At 51.5% G+C, this 18,266-nt stretch carries 14 protein-coding genes; 2 read left to right on the forward strand and 12 right to left on the reverse strand.

The annotated features are described in order from the left end of the window. Positions 1–36: 36 nt before the first annotated feature. Positions 37–303: a DUF4212 domain-containing protein gene (locus WH50_RS04560; RefSeq protein WP_104152468.1), complete on the reverse strand. Its 267-nt coding sequence runs from the start codon at positions 301–303 to the stop codon at positions 37–39. Positions 304–739: 436 nt separating this feature from the next. Between WH50_RS04560 and WH50_RS04565 the strand changes: the two genes are divergently transcribed. Next, positions 740–4,705 carry a hybrid sensor histidine kinase/response regulator gene (locus WH50_RS04565; RefSeq protein ID WP_110186250.1) on the forward strand — a complete coding sequence of 1,322 codons (3,966 nt, stop codon included), beginning with the start codon at positions 740–742 and terminating at the stop codon, positions 4,703–4,705. Positions 4,706–4,792: 87 nt separating this feature from the next. Here WH50_RS04565 and WH50_RS04570 read toward each other — a convergent pair whose 3' ends face one another. The 5 genes from WH50_RS04570 to WH50_RS04590 form a co-directional block, all read right to left on the reverse strand. Beyond that, a complete protein-coding gene (locus WH50_RS04570) occupies positions 4,793–5,458 on the reverse strand; it encodes a response regulator transcription factor (RefSeq protein WP_110186251.1) in 666 nt (221 codons plus the stop codon). Positions 5,459–5,801: 343 nt separating this feature from the next. After that, positions 5,802–7,751, reverse strand: coding sequence for an acetate--CoA ligase (gene acs / locus WH50_RS04575; protein WP_110186252.1), 1,950 nt, complete (start codon positions 7,749–7,751; stop codon positions 5,802–5,804). Between the two features lie 346 nt (positions 7,752–8,097). Then, a complete protein-coding gene (locus WH50_RS04580) occupies positions 8,098–9,240 on the reverse strand; it encodes a hypothetical protein (RefSeq protein WP_110186253.1) in 1,143 nt (380 codons plus the stop codon). Between the two features lie 43 nt (positions 9,241–9,283). Next, a complete protein-coding gene (locus tag WH50_RS04585; protein WP_110186254.1) occupies positions 9,284–10,696 on the reverse strand; it encodes a sigma-54-dependent transcriptional regulator in 1,413 nt (470 codons plus the stop codon). Further along, the gene (locus tag WH50_RS04590) at positions 10,693–11,871 is read right to left on the reverse strand and encodes a sensor histidine kinase (RefSeq protein ID WP_243409996.1); all 1,179 of its coding nucleotides are present in this window, start codon (positions 11,869–11,871) and stop codon (positions 10,693–10,695) included. The genes WH50_RS04585 and WH50_RS04590 overlap by 4 nt, the downstream gene beginning before the upstream one ends. A gap of 250 nt (positions 11,872–12,121) precedes the next feature. On the opposite strand from WH50_RS04590, the gene WH50_RS04595 reads away from it, so the two are divergent. Continuing rightward, complete coding sequence (locus tag WH50_RS04595; RefSeq protein ID WP_110186256.1) at positions 12,122–13,081, forward strand: exo-alpha-sialidase; 960 nt, start codon at positions 12,122–12,124, stop codon at positions 13,079–13,081. Positions 13,082–13,235: 154 nt separating this feature from the next. Here WH50_RS04595 and WH50_RS04600 read toward each other — a convergent pair whose 3' ends face one another. The 6 genes from WH50_RS04600 to WH50_RS04625 form a co-directional block, all read right to left on the reverse strand. Continuing rightward, entirely contained in the window at positions 13,236–14,114 is an 879-nt protein-coding gene (locus WH50_RS04600) for a sulfotransferase domain-containing protein (protein WP_110186257.1), read from the reverse strand. 141 nt (positions 14,115–14,255) lie between these two features. Next, positions 14,256–15,035 carry a cephalosporin hydroxylase family protein gene (locus tag WH50_RS04605; RefSeq protein ID WP_243409998.1) on the reverse strand — a complete coding sequence of 260 codons (780 nt, stop codon included), beginning with the start codon at positions 15,033–15,035 and terminating at the stop codon, positions 14,256–14,258. Further along, entirely contained in the window at positions 15,032–15,745 is a 714-nt protein-coding gene (locus WH50_RS04610; RefSeq protein ID WP_110186258.1) for a WbqC family protein, read from the reverse strand. The genes WH50_RS04605 and WH50_RS04610 overlap by 4 nt, the downstream gene beginning before the upstream one ends. After that, entirely contained in the window at positions 15,742–16,269 is a 528-nt protein-coding gene (locus tag WH50_RS04615) for a GNAT family N-acetyltransferase (protein WP_110186259.1), read from the reverse strand. The genes WH50_RS04610 and WH50_RS04615 overlap by 4 nt, the downstream gene beginning before the upstream one ends. Then, on the reverse strand, positions 16,262–17,422 hold the full coding sequence (locus tag WH50_RS04620; protein ID WP_165838302.1) for a class I SAM-dependent methyltransferase: 1,161 nt from the start codon (positions 17,420–17,422) through the stop codon (positions 16,262–16,264). The genes WH50_RS04615 and WH50_RS04620 overlap by 8 nt, the downstream gene beginning before the upstream one ends. Next, positions 17,412–18,266, reverse strand: a complete 855-nt coding sequence (locus tag WH50_RS04625; RefSeq protein ID WP_110186261.1) for a phytanoyl-CoA dioxygenase family protein — start codon at positions 18,264–18,266, stop codon at positions 17,412–17,414. The genes WH50_RS04620 and WH50_RS04625 overlap by 11 nt, the downstream gene beginning before the upstream one ends.

Consider the following 18,266-nt stretch of genomic DNA (forward strand, 5'->3'; position numbering starts at 1 on the left):
TAGGTACAGCTTTGCCTAATGCTGATAACAGCATTTTTATTCGTGAACGTCGTACTTCTCATCCAGCTTATTCATGCTGATGGCATAGGCCACAATCAGAATAAGGAAGATATATACCGAGCCCTGTTGGGCAAACCAGAATCCGAGTTTAAATCCGAAGAATTGCACGGTATTCAGCGGCTCAACAAAAATGATGCCGCAACCAAAGGACGCCAGGAACCAGATGACAAGATAGGTCAGAATGATTCTGACGTTCTCTTTCCAATAGGCCCTCGCGTTATTTTTATCTTTATCTAAGCTCATGGGACTTTTCCTTTGCATAGCAAACCAATTCAGGGAGTGCACAATTGCAATTTCAATCTAGCAAAGGTCTGCAAACTGCACAGATCAACTTTAGTCGCAACGACTTGTAACAGCCTCAACGACAGCCCAAAAACAATAAAAAACTTCTTTAAATTCAATAATATAAACCAATATTAGCAATGAATAGACTATAGTCGATACCCAGCCAAAGGGAGCAAAAGCGTGAACAAGATCTGCGTTTTTGACCTTTATTTGCACGTTCCTGAAATCAGGCAGGCATTCCAACAGCGATGCCCTTACAATGCGCCAGCATCAAAAGCGGTCACTGCTTCCGGTCGTCATTCGCATACCTAGACTGAAGGTAGCTACAGCGCACAATGTTATAGCCCGTATTTCCTTTATACTCTCGGGGGCAAATTCAGCAGTGGGTGAACACATGTTGCAAGGATGGTTAGTAATCCTGATATCACTGGCTTATGTAGGGCTACTGTTCGGCCTGGCCTATTGGGGTGATCAACAGGTCAGACGCCAGGTCAGCAACAAGAGCCAGCCGGTGATCTACAGTTTGTCTCTGGCAGCCTACTGCACTTCCTGGACCTTTTATGGTGCCGTTGGGCGTGCCGCATCGACTGGCTGGGAGTTCCTCGCTACCTATATCGGCCCTGTGGTGGTGTTTGTTTTTGGTATCCGGTTACTGGGCAAGCTGGTACAGGTCAGTAAAAAGCAGAATATAACCTCCGTATCGGACTTCCTTGCTTCGCGCTACGGCAAAAGCCAGGGCCTAGGCGCTGTCGTTGCCTGCATGACCGTCATCAGCATTCTTCCGTACATTTCGCTGCAGCTCAAAGCGGTGGCGATGAGCTTCAATGTCCTGACCGGCACCAGTCAGAGTGCAGAGAATGGCAGCGATACCGCTCTCTTTGTTGCGCTGTTGATGTCTATCTTTGCCATTCTGTTCGGTACCCGGCAGATCGATGCGACAGAACACCACCGTGGTATGGTGCTGGCCATTGCTTTCGAGTCGATCGTCAAACTGACAGCGTTTCTGTCTGTCGGATTCTTTGTGGTATTCGGCATTTATAACGGTTTTGAAGACCTGTACCTCAAAGCATCGGTGCAACTGGCGGACAACAACAACTTTAAGAAAGATCTGTTTGCAGGCAGCTTCCTTACCGAATGCTTCCTTGCTGTGCTGGCCGTCATTTGTCTGCCACGCCAGTTCCATATGACCATTGTCGAGAATACCCATCCGCAGGATCTGCGCACTGCACGCTGGCTATTCCCGCTATATATGATTCTGATGAGCCTGTTCGTGCTGCCTATTGCTACTGCCGGGATGGCCACCTTCCCTTCCGGCTTTGTCAACGCAGATAGCTTTGTACTGACCCTGCCCCTCAGCGCCAAAGCCGATGGACTGGCCGTCTTCGCCTATATAGGCGGACTGTCGGCCGCAACCAGCATGGTCATCGTAGCCAGCGTGGCGCTCAGCACCATGATCTGCAATGACCTGATCATGCCGATCATGTTCAAGCTGCGCGGCAGCCGCTTATCCAACGAAGAGGACATCGGCGCGCTGCTGCTCAACACCCGACGGGTGACTATCTTCTGCCTGCTGCTGCTGGCCTATTTCTACTACCGTCTGCTGGGAGCACACACCTCGCTGGCGGACATCGGCCTGATGTCCTTTGTCGCCGTGGCACAGTTCGCACCAGCCCTGATTGGTGGTCTCTACTGGAAAAAGGGCAGTCATCAGGGCGTGATGGCGGGCCTGCTAGCCGGTTTTGCCATCTGGGCTTACACCCTGCTGATTCCTGCCTTGATCCAGACCGGCTTGCTTAGCCCAACCTTACTTGCGCATGGCCCCTTTGGACAGCCATGGCTGGAGCCGCATGCACTGTTTGGACTAACAGGACTCGATCCTATCACCCACGGCACACTGTGGAGTTTGCTAGTCAACACCTGCCTTTATGTCTGGATATCCAAACACTCCAACCAGCGTCTGATCGACCGGATTCAGTCCAGCAGCTTTGTCGATACCCTGGATGATGGTCAGCTTGGCTCCTCGCGCAATCCGACGGAACATATCAGTGTCGGTGATCTGCAAATGCTGACTGAGCGCTTCCTCGGCGTTGAGCGTACCCAGCGCGCATTCCGAAGTTTCTATCATGAACGTCATCAGCGACTGCCTAACGCCAATGAGAAAGCACCATCAGACCTGATCCATTTCTGTGAACGGTTGCTGGGAGGCGTGATTGGGGCCTCATCCGCACGCATTGTTATCGGCTCGACACTGCGCGGTCGCGATATGCAGATCGGTGATGTCGTCACTATTGTCGATGAAGCTTCTCAGGCGCTGCAATTCAACCGCAGCATGCTGCAAGCCACCATTGAAAACATCAGTCTGGGTATCACCGTTGTCGACAACCAGCAGCGCCTGATGGTGTGGAACCGCGCCTATCTGGCGATGTTCTCCCACCCGCCGGGCCTCATCAGCGTCGGACGCCCCATTGAAGAGGTATACCGCCATTTGGCACTGCAAGGTGAATTTGGCCCCGGAGATCCTGAGGAGCATGTGCATCGCAGGATGGAGTTACTGAAGCAGGGCCGCTCCAACAGCTACGAGCGTCATCGTGCAGACGGCACAGTTCTTGAGGTCAGAGGCAATCAGATGCCGGGGGGAGGCTATGTCACTACCTATACGGATATTACCCAGTACAAGCGAACGGAAAGCGCCTTACGCGAAAGTGAGCGCAGCATCCGCATTTACACTGATAACGTCCCGGCACTGATCGCCTACTTCGACAGCGAACGCCGCTACCGCTTTATCAACCAGGCCTATGAAGACATGTTCGGTCTGGATCGCAACAGCATTGCAGGTATTCCCTGCTATGACGTGCTACCTCCTGCAGAATATGCCCAGCGCGAGCCGTACATCAGCAATGTACTGGCAGGCCAGCGCCAGACTTTCGAGATCACTCTGCCACCACTGGACGATGATCATGAACGCTACGCACAGGTAACCTATCTGCCCCATATCAATGAAGAAGGGCACATCATCGGTTATTTCAGCGTGTATATAGACATCACCGAGCGCCGCAAAGCCGAGATGTTACTGCAACAGACCAACGAGGATCTGGAAACACGGGTACACGAACGCACTCAGGCTCTGTCCATCGTCAACCAGGAGCTGCGCAAGGAAAATATTATTCGCTCACTGATCGAAGACGAGCTGCGACAGGCCAAAGGGGAAGCAGAGGCTGCCAACCTCAGCAAGACCCGCTTCCTCGCTGCAGCCAGCCATGACTTACTGCAACCTCTGAACGCAGCACGCCTGTTCTCATCCGCGCTGTCACAGCGTCACTACGACGAAATGACCCATGAGCTGGTAGGTAATCTGGATGGTTCGCTCAAAGCAGCGGAAGAGCTGATCAGTACTATTCTGGACATTTCCAAGCTGGATGCCGGAGCACTGCAGCCCAATCTCAGCCACTTCCCGGTGGAACGGCTGTTCAATGCACTCAAGGCAGAATTCACAGCACTGGCTCAGGAAAAGGGACTGACATTCCATCTGGTGAACAGCCAGGTCGTCATCCACAGTGACAGCCAGCTGCTACGCCGGGTAGTCCAGAACTTCCTCTCCAATGCCATACGCTACACCCGCAGTGGCAAGGTGCTACTGGGCTGTCGCCGCACTGGTGACGCTATTCGCATTGAGGTCTGGGACAGCGGTGTAGGTATTGCCGAAGACAAGATTCATGAGATTTTTGAAGAATTTAAACGCCTCAACAACCCACAGCATGCTGACGTCAAAGGACTGGGGCTTGGCCTTGCCATCACTGACCGCATAGCACGGATCCTCGGACACAGCATTCAGGTTCGCTCGCAGGTTGGCAAAGGCACGGTATTTTCCATCCGGGTCCCCTTGGGTGAAACGGATAAAGTTCAAAATGTCAGTAAACGCGGTGGCATCGCCAGCCGCCGCAAAGGCGGTCTGGATCAGCTGCATGTGCTGGTAGTCGACAATGAGCAGCCTATCCTGAACGGCATGAAAGCTCTGCTGGAAGGCTGGGGATGTGAAGTGCGCTGTGCGCTGTCGGAGCAGCAGGCGCTGGATATTCTGGATAATGATCCTGAATGGAAGCCCGGCATCTTGCTTGCGGACTACCATCTCGATAACGATCTGACCGGCGTGATGACGATCAACGCTGTGCGCAGCCGTCTTCAGCATGCTATTCCGGCCATTGTTATCACCGCTGACCGTACCGATGAGATAAAGGATGAAATTCATCAGACCGGTGCTTTTGTCCTGCAAAAGCCCGTCAAACCCGCCGCACTCAGGGCGTTAATTTCACGCCACGGCATTCATCGCAGCAAGGTGGAACCTCCCGCAACATCACTGTGATCAACACGCTGGCAAAAACCCAGAAACAACAAAGCGACCGTAAAGGTCGCTTTGTTTTGGACACCGATCCAGACACAAGAGAGTGGATTACTCCAACTCGGCCTTTGGCTTGTCCACTAACAGCTGGCTGGCAGCAATTACGGCCTGGGTACGACTATGAACACCCAGCTTGCGCAGAATGGCGGTTACATGGGCTTTGATAGTGGCTTCTGACACGTTCAGTTCATAAGCAATCTGCTTGTTTAATAACCCTTCGGTCAGCATCATCAGTACACGGAACTGCTGCGGTGTCAGCGTAGCCAGCGCTTCAGCAAAACGCGCTTCCTCTTCCGTTACCTGATCATCCAGATCGTCAATGGCCACAGGCAGCCACTCTTCACCATCCATCACGCTTTGAATGGCCTCGGCAATGACCTCAAGAGAAGCGGATTTGGGGATAAAGCCTGAAGCGCCGTAATCCATAGCTTTACGAATCACATGCGGCTCTTCGCTGCCGGACACCATCACAACCGGAATACCGGGGTGCTGGCCACGCAGGTAAACCAGACCAGAAAAACCATTGGCATCCGGCATGTGCAAATCCAGCAGAATCAGATCAGCATCAGTGTGCTCATCTGCGGCATTCTGTGCCGCTTCGAGAGTATCGGCTTCAACAACAAGGGCGTGGGGAACCGCCTGATGCACCGCCTGCTTCAACGCCGCTCTGAACAGCGGATGGTCATCAGCGATGAGAATCTTGTTATTTGCATCCATTAGCAATCCCCTAGATTTAAAAACAGTTCTACCAGGCGTGATCAGACCGTTGCCGCGAGTGCCCGTGGTAGTGAATACAATCCACTGCACTACGTATGGTTCAACGACTCAAACCTTGTACTCGATCATTCCCGCAAAATAGTGTGCAAATGGCTGGACATGCCGCCTGGAGCCCACTTAATCCGACATACAGTAGCCGAGAGCCCCTGAAAAAAATAGCAAAAATGTTACATTTTGAATGACTTAACGCTACGACACCGCGCTTTTTCCGAGATCGATTCAGTGGGATGTCTATAAAACAAACACTCCCCATAACAGGGGAGTGCTCGATCAAATCAACCTGTCAGCGTAAGCGGTTCTGCCGGTTACTGATCAGATCCTCTACCACACTGGGGTCAGCCAGGGTCGAAGTGTCGCCCAGTGCACCGAAATCATCCTCTGCGATCTTGCGCAAAATACGGCGCATGATTTTGCCTGAACGCGTTTTCGGCATACCGGGAGCAAACTGGATCAGGTCTGGAGTCGCAATCGGACCAATCTCGTTGCGCACCCACGCTTTCAGCTCCTTCGACAACTCCTCGGAGCCGTCCTCTCCCGCCTGCAGCGTCAGATACACGTAGATACCCTGCCCTTTGATCGGGTGCGGGTAGCCTACCACAGCGGCTTCAGCCACCTTGGGATGAGCCACCAGTGCACTCTCTACCTCTGCCGTTCCCATACGGTGGCCGGATACGTTGATAACGTCATCCACACGTCCGGTAATCCAGTAGTAGTCATCACCGTCTCGGCGGCAACCATCACCGGTGAAATAGTACCCTTTGAAGGTGGAAAAATAGGTCTGCACAAAGCGCTCGTGATCACCCCAGATAGAGCGGGCCTGACCTGGCCAGCTATCAGCGATGACCAGATTACCTTCAGTCGCTCCTGCCAGCTCAGTACCTTCGTTATCGACCAGCCTGGGCTGTACACCGAAGAACGGACGTGTCGCAGAGCCCGGCTTGGCAGCGGTGGCATAAGGCAAAGGTACAATCATGATGCCGCCGGTTTCGGTCTGCCACCAGGTATCAACAATTGGGCACTGTCCTTTACCGAAGATACGGTGGTACCACTCCCACGCTTCAGGGTTAATGGGCTCACCGACCGAACCCAAAATACGCAGACTGGACAGGTCGCTGTCACCCAGCACATCTTCGCCCTGCTGCATCAGCGCGCGGATCGCGGTTGGTGCGGTATAGAACTGATTCACCTTGTGCTTTTCGATAACCCTACCGAAGCGGCTGCTATCGGGATAACTGGGAACCCCTTCAAACATCAGGGTCGTGGCGCCATTGGCCAGAGGCCCATAGACGATATAGGAGTGACCAGTAACCCAACCCACATCAGCCGTACACCAGTAGATATCGCCGTCTTTATAGTCAAAGACATACTGATGCGTCATAGAAGCATAAAGCAGATAACCGCCCGTGGTATGTTTCAGGCCTTTTGGCTTGCCGGTAGAACCGGACGTATAGAGGATGAACATCGGGTCTTCAGCATTCATCACCTCTACAGGGCAATCCGCTGATGCCGTGGCCATCAACTCGTGATACCAGAGATCACGCCCTTCGCTCCAGGCAACATCGCCTCCGGTCCGTTTGATCACCACAACGTGCTCGACTTTGACATTGGGATTATTCAATGCCAAATCCACGTTCTTTTTCAGCGGAACGCATTTACCACCGCGTAATCCCTCATCGGAGGTAATTACAAAATGAGAACCGGCATCCTCAATACGACCTGCCAGTGCATCGGGAGAGAAACCACCAAAGACAATCGAGTGAACAGCCCCTACACGCGTACAGGCCAGCATTGCCACGGCGGCTTCAGGAATCATCGGTAGATAAATGGTAACAACATCACCTTTCTTGACGCCCTGTGCTTTCAACGCGTTGGCGAACTTGCACACCTGCTCATGCAGCTCTTTGTAGGTGATGTTCAGGCTTTCATCCGGGCTGTCACCCTCCCAGATAATAGCGACCTGATCTCCTCGAGTAGCGAGGTGACGATCAAGGCAGTTTTGGCTGACGTTCAGCTCGCCGTCCTCAAACCAGCGAATACTGACATTGTGCGGATCAAAGCTGGTGTTTTTAACTTTGGTGAAAGGAGTAATCCAGTCCAGCCGTTTGGCCTGATCTGCCCAGAATACATCGGGACTGTCTACGGATTGTTGGTATAACTGCTGATAGCTCTCTTCATTGATCCAGGCCGACTTGGCCCCTTCCTTGTCTACCGGATACACCTTGATATCACTCATGGTCATGCCCTTGCTAGCTATTATTGTCGTTGAAAGAGTTGCAGGCCTGACTCCGAAACACGGACAAGTTTAACGCTATAGATGCGCCCCGCCTGATTCCGAGCCAGTGTGTACATGAACTTTATAGTTATGGGCTGTTGCCATCCCCGCACCAGCTGCTTGATGGCTGTTATACCCCCCGAGCAACAGGGGCAATAATTAGACATTGGTATATTTGCGCCAGCAGGGGTGGCAGCCGTCGATATGTGACTTATTTGTAGCAGAGACGAACCGGTACTTTGCGATCAACGGAACAGATTCCAGCCAATAGCCAGATTCACAGCAACCTGCCTGAGATCAGTGATCTCTACTTCGCCGATGCCGCGGTACACAACTCTCCAATGATGCCTTTGAAACTCATCGCTCTCGTTTTCCAGCTCAGTTTCTTGGTAGCCTCAGCCATATCACCAGCGAGCTTCTGCACATCATAGTTATGACCCGCAGCAATAATTGGGCTCAACTCATACGAAGTGCGATAGAACGCCAGAGAAGAAAGGCTGCCCAAGTGGTCGTCCAGATAGGAATTGTATCGGGTAATCACCCTCGTCCCATTCATCAATGGATAAGTGATCCTCTCATGCAAGCCGTGCTCAAAACCCGGTGAGTTATGCAGTACCCAATGGGACTTTTTCATCAACGCCAGAGCCTCAGTGAAACTCACCTCACCAAGGTAATCATGATCACCCAGATGAGCATAATGATCGACATGCCTGCCGACCAGCGTCAGGCGAATACCAGCAGCCGTAAACGCCTTGATTTCCCGTTCCCGGTTACGCGCCCTAATACACAGGTCCATTTGCCTCAGCGCGGCCAATAATTGACTGGTAAGGGGCGTGGCTGGCTGTCCTTTGGGAGCCATAACTTTCAGTCTGACCAGACAATCCCGCAGGGTCGTCACCTCTCCACGCTCTATGGCATCGGCCATAAACGCAGCCGCAGTGCGAATGGGCTGCAACTGCTTCGCGTAATCGAAGTATGACACCGGATACAACACATCGATTGTCTTATCTGCAATGATGCTTTTCAGCTGATCGATGTTCCCCGGATCAACAGTGGCACTACCACCATGAGGAAAAAACCGGGCGCGCCCTCCTACCATGGTGACAAAATCACAGTGATCCAGATCGACACAGAGCGCCAGATGATTAGGAGCCTGAAAGAATCGCGCCAGATGATGAAGCGGATGATCAAGGTAATAACTGATGTGCAGGCAATTCAGACTACTGGCGAGGGATCCTCTGGCCGAGACAGGCACCTTGACACCGATACCGTTGACCGAGAGGACAAAATCAATTTTTTCATCCTGATAGCGTGAGTAGCTGGTCGCCAGATCATCAAATGGGATGACCTCCAGCACCACTCCCAGCAACCCAAGCTCGTCCATCAGCGCAGTCATGAAAGCATCAGCAGCACCGTATTGATGGGTTCCGGATATGTAGATGCCTTTCACGTCGCTCTCCTTTGACACTGAAGCACTGCCACTGATAACACGATTACCAGGGCGACCATTGCTTGTCCTGTATATCCATCCCGGCCTCCCTCATACGCGCCAGCTTGTAGCGCAAGGTGCGGGGGCTGATGCCCAGCTTTTCTGCTGCTTCTTTGCGGCTGCCACGAGTACTTTTTAACGCTTCAAGAATTAACTGAAACTCGTGCTGCATCATGTCTGCGCCGAGCGCACTGCTGCTCTCAATGGCCGAGCCTAATAACGACTCATCATCGGCATCACCGTGCCCTTGCACTATATCGCTGATTTTGGGGGAGCGACTGAATTGCGACATGTCAAGGCAGATGTCGTCAGCTTCGATGACAGACCCCGGTTGCAGAATCAATGCACGCTGAATGCAATTATCCAGCTCACGCACGTTACCGGGCCATTTATGGGCCGACAGCTCGGCGACGGCAGCAGCACTGAGAAGTACATTGGCTCTGCCCTGCTTACGGCTGTGTAAGGCCAGAAGGCGCTCAGCCAAAGGCTTGATATCCAGAGGACGCTCCCGTAACGGCATCCACTCTAACGGAAAGACATTCAGGCGATAGTAGAGGTCTTCACGAAATTTCCCTTCACTGACGTACTCGGCCAAATCACGGTTGGTTGTTGCTAGCACACGCACATCCAGCTGCAGCGTTTTTCTGCCACCAAGTCGCTCGACTTCCCGCTCCTGCAATACGCGCAGAATCTTGGCCTGCAGCTCCAGCGCCATTTCACTGATTTCATCCAGCAAAATGGTTCCACCGTTCGCCTGTTCAAACTTGCCCGGCATGGCGGTATAGGCGCCTGTAAATGCGCCTTTTTCATAGCCGAACAGGGTGGCCTCAAGCATATTTTCTGGAATAGCGGCACAGTTGATGGCAATGAAAGGCTTGTCGGCACGCACAGAGTGCTGATGTATATAACGCGCCATGACTTCTTTACCCGTCCCCGACTCACCGCAAATCAGCACGGTGGAATCTGACCCGGCAACTCGACGTGCCAGCTGGAACAGCCGCTTGCTTGACGGGTCTTCGGCAACAGGTTCTTCCTGCTCGGTGACGGGTAACCTGCCAGACAAATAGCGGTCAACAATAGTGAGCAGTGCGGCAGGCTCAAAGGGCTTGAGCAAATAATCCACCGCCCCGTTGCGCATGGCCTCGACGGCTTTGCTGATGTCGCCATAGGCCGTCATCAGCAACACCGGCAGGTAGGGATATTGATGGCGCAGACGCTGCTGCAACTCGTAACCGTCCATCCCTGGCATGTTGATGTCACTGATCACCATATCGACACTATGCTGTTCGAGCTGCACCAGCGCCTGTTCACCGTTGCCCGCTGACACAAATTGGTACCCGGCGATGGCCAGAGTATCTTCCAGCGCCTCACGCAAGCTGGCGTCATCTTCCACCAGCAGCAGCTTCGCCTGACTCATTTTAATTCTCCAACAGTCGAACGCGGATCTTGCTCATCAATAGACGAAGATGCCACGGAACCCTGATAACAAGGCAGGATAATACGTGCACAGGTCTGTCCCGGCCTTGAGCTCAGCTCGAAGCGTCCTCCATGTGCCTTGGCAACGGCCTGCACTACGGCCAAGCCCAGACCCGTTCCCTGAGCTTTGGTGGTATAGAAAGGTTGAAGCACCTTCTGTATATGTTCAGCACTGATGCCTGGCCCTGGATCAATCACACTGATAGCGACCTGTTCACCCAGCCTCTCGCCTACCAGATGCAGCTCAACACCCGCCGGGCAGGCTTGTAACGCGTTGTTGACCAGATTCAACACGGCACCAATCAACACCTCACGATTGATCTGAACCACTGCCCCCTGGCTGTCATCACGAATATCACAATCAGCATCATGGCTTGTCAGTGGCACATCCAGTGCATCTTCAATGGCACGAAGTAGCTGATTCACCGTCATCACATCATTGAGCTGAGTCTCACCACGGGAAAATATCAGCATATCCTTGATTTGTTGCTCGATATTAAGCAGTCGGGAGCGCAGCTTCCCGGCAAACTGCAATCTCTGCTGTTCAGCCAGAGTCGGGTTTTGCAGGTGGGAGGCATAGAGTAGAGCGGCGGACAAGGGAGTACGTACCTGATGAGCCAGGGCGGCGACCATTTGCCCCATGGCCGTCAGGCGCTCATGGTGGCTCAGCCGGGACTGCAGCAGGCGGGTTTCTGTCAGGTCATGCAGCAAGACAATCTGGCCTGCCTGATCCGGAAGAGAGTTGGTCAAAACCGATACCCGTCGGCCAGAACGGAGGGAAATCTCATGACCATCATCCTTGCGGGGAGCAAAGCTGCGCCGAATCACGTTGAACCACAGCTCATCCTCCAGCGGTTCACCGAGCAGTGCCAAAGCGGTGGGATTCGCACGACGAATCTGACCCCGGTTATCAATCATCACCATGCCAAGAGGCAAGATATCGAGCAAAGCTTCATATTGCTCAGTGACTGCAAGTCGATCACTTTCGGCACGCTGCTGCTGCTGCTGCTGCTCAGCTAACTGCACACGCAGTTGCAGCACTTCCTGCTCAAGAGCCTGATAACGCTGACTGAGCTCACCCGCCAGCTGATTGAACTCAGTAAAAGCAGTCGTCAAGAGCAGCTGTCGCTGCAGAACATCCTGCTCAGCATTATTCTCTTGCCCCTGGGATGGTGCTGAAACCTTATCACCTTTGCTTGTCATCACCTTCAACCCATAAGGTAGTTGTGAGTATTATTACATGCCGAGTGCTATATGGCCTTGCAACAAATCAAATTCGTCATTCTAAGCTTTTGAATTTAAAGGCTTAATAAACATATTGCCAGCATTGCTGTGTACCAACCTAGCATATCCCGGAGAGAGCGCAATGAAACTACTCGACTGCAAACTGATCTGGGATCATGCCGAGCACAACGCCTTTACCGACTTACAGGCCTTCAATGGAAGTCTTTTCATGGCGTTCCGTGAAGGCAGTGCGCACGTCTCCGCTGATGGAGCCATACGCATTCTTAAGGACGTAAAGGGCGAATGGCAAAGCTGTGCACTTATCTCCCTTCCTGATGCCGACCTGCGTGATGCCAAGCTGAGCATTGGGCCTGACAATTCCTTGATACTGCTCAGCGCCGCGGCTTATCAGGAAGGCCCGATTAAACACCAGTGTCACTACTGGACCAGCAACGATGGAGAACACTGGAGTTCAGGAACCCCTGTTGCAGAGCCTAATCACTGGCTATGGCGAATCACCTGGTATCAGGACACCGCTTATGGTCTGGCTTATGGTACGGGAGGTACAAAAGGCCTTTTCTGGTATGAGTGGACCCTGGATGGCCAGTGGCAATACCACCGATTGGAGGAATTTGAGAACCAGTATGCCAATGAGCACGGCTTGTGCTTCGATGAGACAGGAAAAGCATATTGCCTGCTACGCAGAGACAACAAAGATACCAAGATCACTGAAGGCCTCTGGGGTACGGCAACACCGCCCTATCGCGACTGGCAATGGCTGCCGATAGGGTTCCGTATTGGCGGACCAGTATTAATCTGGAATTCGAATCGGTCTGGGTTCTACGCAGCTTATCGTCGATATGAACAAGTAGACCAGTGGGTACCGCAGTGGACGGAAGTGGCCGAACTGGGGATGGATGGGGGGGTTGTAGACAGCCTGACACTGCCCTCAGGAGGGGACTGCAGTTATCCGGGGTTATCGACTGACAATAAGCACCTGAACTGCTCTTATTACTCCAGTCATGAAAAAAACACTTCCATTTACTGCTCAAAAATAAAAACTCTTAATACAGAAAATCAAACACCCAAGAAAAACACTTAAAAATCGAATCTGGCTACTCGTGGCAAATCTCAACATCAGCTTTTATGCCCATTCAAGCAGACCTTGCTTCACTTTCTGAAAAACCATTACCAACGCATTTCTATGGAGCACCACCCAATATAAAATCAAAATGATGCCTCCTTTCACTCAGCCGTCACAACCCTATATAAGAAAAGTCAACATCAGGATATATTTCAGTCATCCTTTTTAATTTAAAAACAGATTGCTGAGAAATATCTCCTCCTCTACCGACTACACCTTTATTAAAACGTGTAAAACCAGTGTAATCAAACTCTCTTTCAATGACGTTTTCTCCCTCACAAAAATCAGCAATCTTCGAGAATACAGACTGTCTATCATCGACCAGGCTTTCGTATCGCACCAGCTCAATATCCAGCGTTGACTTATTATCAATAAAGTAAAACCAGGATGCCCAAAACTTAATATACCAGGGCCCTATCTGCTCTACGACAAAGTCAATCTTTTCATTTTCAGAAAATGTCTCCCATATTTTGTGGTCTACAGACACAAAAGGGAGCAGGCTCTTTTCTTTCTCATAGTGATCCATGAGACTAACCAAAACATCTTGAATATTTCTTATCTGAAGAATGACCTTTGCATTTAGCTGTCTGGCAAATGAAACATTCCACTCATTTGGCAAAACATGCATATGCATTAGGAAAATATCATCGTCTAATAGTTTTTGCCTGTAAAACTCAGGCATGGACAGGTCTTGAAATCTTCCACCCGTATGGCAAGGCCACCCCGCTTTCCACCCTCGACCAACAAGATACTTTTCCATCACTTTGGTCACCCAGGTAGAACCACTCTTCGGCATAGCAACATGCCAAACACAACGCTTTGACGTATCACGCAAAGAAAGCATTGTTGTGTCGTATGCTAGCAAACTGGCCAGATACTTTAATTCGCTCAGAGAAACATCGGGCAGGCTGTCAAAATCCTGCCCCTGCATGCCTTGTTTTTTTCTTCTGATCGACTCAAAAAAATCAACTATTTCACGCTCGGAACTCATTAGCCCACCTTAAAAACTATCATGATTCATAGTAATAACTAAAAAGCATAGAGATATTCGGCGCTCTTTCTCTCTTATGAAAAATTAAAAACATAAAAACTAGCTAACTACAAACTAAAACAGCAGCAAACAGATTCTGAATTATTTCGACCTGCACAAGAACCCATCTACTGCCACTGTAATTTGCAACTTATGCTGAATATCTTTATCAACAAAAAATTCTTCATTACTCTTCAGAAATTCCATGACCGCTGTTTTAGGGCTATTTCCAGGACACCAGGGGCGATCCGGAAACATATCGGCAGGCATATCTTCGATAAGCGTGTCATAGACGATACAGTAACTTCCGGGAGTAACTAACTTCGCATATGCATTCAGTTCTGCAAGCACATGATCATGTGTATGATTGCTATCCAGGCATACCAAGACCGATTGATACCCCTCTGCCAACTTGTGCACCTGAGCAACAATATCCTCTGAAACGCTAGATCCTTCCAACATGGTAATTCTGGATGCCATAGGGTGTGCTTCAATGGCTTCCCTGTTATGGCTACGGATGTCAATATCAATACCGATAACTTTTCGAGAAGAGTTTTTAGGGTCAAGGATTTGTCCAGATTCAATAGCCTCACACAAGTCCAACATTGCCAGCATCGAGGCACTAAAAATCAAAGAACCACCGTGCGCAATGCCTGTTTCAATAATCAAATCCGGCTTTACCTTCCAGATAATCTCCTGAAGCCCCCAGGCATCATTGGGAAACTGAATCGCCGGGCGACCTAACCAGGAAAAATTATAAGCCCATTTATGCCGTGCCACTTCCCGGATCCACACTCTGGAAAGAGCCTGCATGTCCTGATCATCGCCAAGCCCTTTGATATTGGACTTCACTTCTTCTTGAAAAAGCTCATGTGGATTCACTGTAGAAATTCTCGCCAGTCAATGGATTCAGAATGGATGTAGTCGACGCCTTTTTTACCGCAATGCGCCACCAGATCAAGCCCGGTGACATAAGGCGTGAAAACACCATGCGACTGTGGATAAGGCGTCCGCTGGTAGTTCATATACGCTACATTCACGTTTGCGGCAGCAAAGCGCTCATGCTCAAGATAAGCGCGTGCTCCGTGACCGGTAATGTAAGTATCTCCAGACAAATGCCTGACAATGTCGAAGACGCGATCGGTACTACTTCCAGGGATATTCAGGGATGTGACATCCAGAAACTGGCACTGCTGATCCAGTGAGAAGTACTTCACTAACGCCAGCAACGAGGCTCGGGATAGCGCCGCCAGGCTGGTATAACGCTCAGCATAGACCGACTCCACAAGAGACAATGCTTCTTCTTTAAAAGGCGCAGAAGCAAAGCTCTCATGCAACAACCGTAAATGCAGTGAACGCCAGTCTTTATCGTCGGCGATACTGACGTCCTGAATTGCCTGACCCAAATGCAGACCTTTCAGCGGAACAGTCATCCAACGAGTGCCCTGAGGCATTTTCACCTGAACTCGATTGACCAGACTGCCTTTGGAAAACTGCACGTCATCGTAATGCACATAAATGTCGGCAAGACGAACCTGCTCCAGCATCCCCACCCAGGGAAACAACATCGACTGGGAGATAACGATGTTCATGGTGCCTCAGGCTCCGCCAGAAACGTCTCCATCAGCAGGACATCCTGCCACCGCCCATCAATAAAAATGTGCTGCCGAAGTCTGCCACATTGATAAAAGCCGGCCTTTTCATAACACCTGATAGCCGCGTGATTATCGGCACTGACTTTGAGCCAGAGTTTCCGCATCCCCCAGGTCAACCGGACATAATCTTTCAGCAGCGCCAGTACACGTCCCCCCATGCCCTGACCTTGCGCACTTGCGACCAAGCCAATACCCATTTCAGCATTTCTGCTGATCAGATCCATCTGACGACACTGGACAAACCCTAGAGGTTCATCTGTGCTGAAGCTAGCTACTATCAGAAAAATATCCGAGCTACTGGCAGATCGCTGCTGCAGCCACTCACGCACACTGCTGGCACTACTGCCACGTACCCGTGCCAGCAATTGCGTCTGCAGGGCAATGTCATTGCGCATTTGCTGAAGTACGTCGAAGTCACGCTCTGACCACGGCCTCAGGCGGATGTCAGTACCTTCAATCATGAGAGCAGTTGTCCAGATAAATGATAGAAAGCCCCCGTGCCGTAAGCCACGGCATACTTTCAATTACTTGCCGGGCAATGGCCGGATTGAGGCCAACAAACAGGGTACTCACGCTCTCAGGAAGCGACTGAGGCGCCAGAATCGGAGCCTCAAAGAGCGTTTTTCCTTGCTGAAAAGGGTTGGCATCAAGGAAGCAAACAAGATTGCAGTCTGACCTGATGGCACTGGCAATATATGCCCCATAAAAACCTGCACCATAGATGGCAACCTCACCGGCGCCGTGCTGAGCCACTGCCTGTGCAATACATCGGTCTATGCCTTGCCAATACTGGCCAAGGGCTACCGCACGCTCGTGAACATCGTCACGATCAGTCAATGACGGTGACAGCACCTCCCGCACTTTCGTGGCAGTGAACACCAGAGCACCACGATGCGCCTGTGCATCTATCTCAATGTCGGTAAAGCCTGAGCCAGAGAGCAAGAAGTGAAGCGAGGGAACAGTGAAATGGTTCACATGATCCACCACCACAAAATCCGCTACATTACCAAAGGTGTCCGGCACAACGCCGTAGAATACTCCGCCGACTTCAAGCAATTGCCAGATAGTCGCCAGGGTATCTGACAACTCACCGATATGTTCCAGTGCAAAGAATGACGTAACGACATCAAACCGTGCGTTCCAGCTTGGGGGAATGGCAAAGGTGGCGCAGGCGTCAGAGGCAACAAAACTACTCCAGTACGGTTTGTACATGTCACTCACATCGAAGAGATGAAGCTGCACATCCTCACGCACGGCTAATAACTTGCGCGTCGTTGAAGCTTTGGCACAGCCAAAGTCGAGCACGCGCGCACCGGACTTGATTGACAACTTACGCAGTAACACCGCCAGCTGATGGTCTGTCCGAAAGAGCGACTGTCCGTCAACGACTTCATATATCTGATCTTCATCTTCTTCGGTCAGGGATATCTTGTAGTCGTTCTTGTAGTAGGAGGCTTCATCGTCCAGTGTCTGACTCTGCAGATGGCCACAGTGCCTGCAACTCCATACACTGACCTGGCCTGAGCGAAGCTCACACAAGGAGGTCAGTGACGTATGGCTGCCAGAGCGGTAGACGGGCTCATCAAAAGACTCATGGCAAACATTACACTTCATCGGGAGACTCCGAACAAAACAGCTCAGGGTGAATAGTGGTGAAGTCGACCCCGGCCGCATACGACCCTTTCCAGCCATGGTTGCGGCCAACAGGATCGGCAAAGTTGAAATAGCGGAACTGCATAGACCAGCGCGCCCGGTTTGAGAGGTTAAACCCGGAGCAATGCATGACAGCGAAATCAATAATGACAAGATCACCAGGAACGGTGAGGGGCGCCACCTGCGGATAATGCGCCAGGACATCAGCCTCATCACGGATACGCAGCGCATAGGCTCCTGAACGTCCGGCGCCCTGTGGATCAGTCTGATAAACCGGCAATATTCCGCGCTGGTGGGATCCAGGGCAAAACGCTACCGGACCAAGCGCTTCAGTGATAGCCACCAGCGGGCTCCAGAACACCAGGCCATCCACACTTCTCAGCTGGGCCGGATACTCCTGATGCCACATAGCGCGATATTTGTCCTCGAAAGGAATATCAATACGAATGCCATAACCGCCTGCTGCCATCCCCGGAATGGCGTTCTCACGCAACTCGTTAAACAGCGCTTCATGAGCAGGATGTGCGACTAAACGCAAAAATGCCGGTACCTGCTTTACCGCATCGTATATCTCACCACCCCAGGCACGATTGCGCTTTATCAGCTCAATAAATGCCTGATCAAAGGTGTCCGGCGAGAAAGCATCACGCGTATCCTCAACGCCGTGACGGAGCATTACCTGCCCGATGATCTGGTAAATCCCCCACTGAACCTGATGCACCTGTTCAAGAGGATAAAACTGGGGCACCACCAGCACGCCATCCCGTTGGAACTGGTCGCGCTGCTCGTCATTGAGATAAGCCAT

The sequence above is a fragment of the Pokkaliibacter plantistimulans genome (assembly GCF_003194385.1).
Lineage (GTDB): Bacteria > Pseudomonadota > Gammaproteobacteria > Pseudomonadales > Balneatricaceae > Pokkaliibacter > Pokkaliibacter plantistimulans.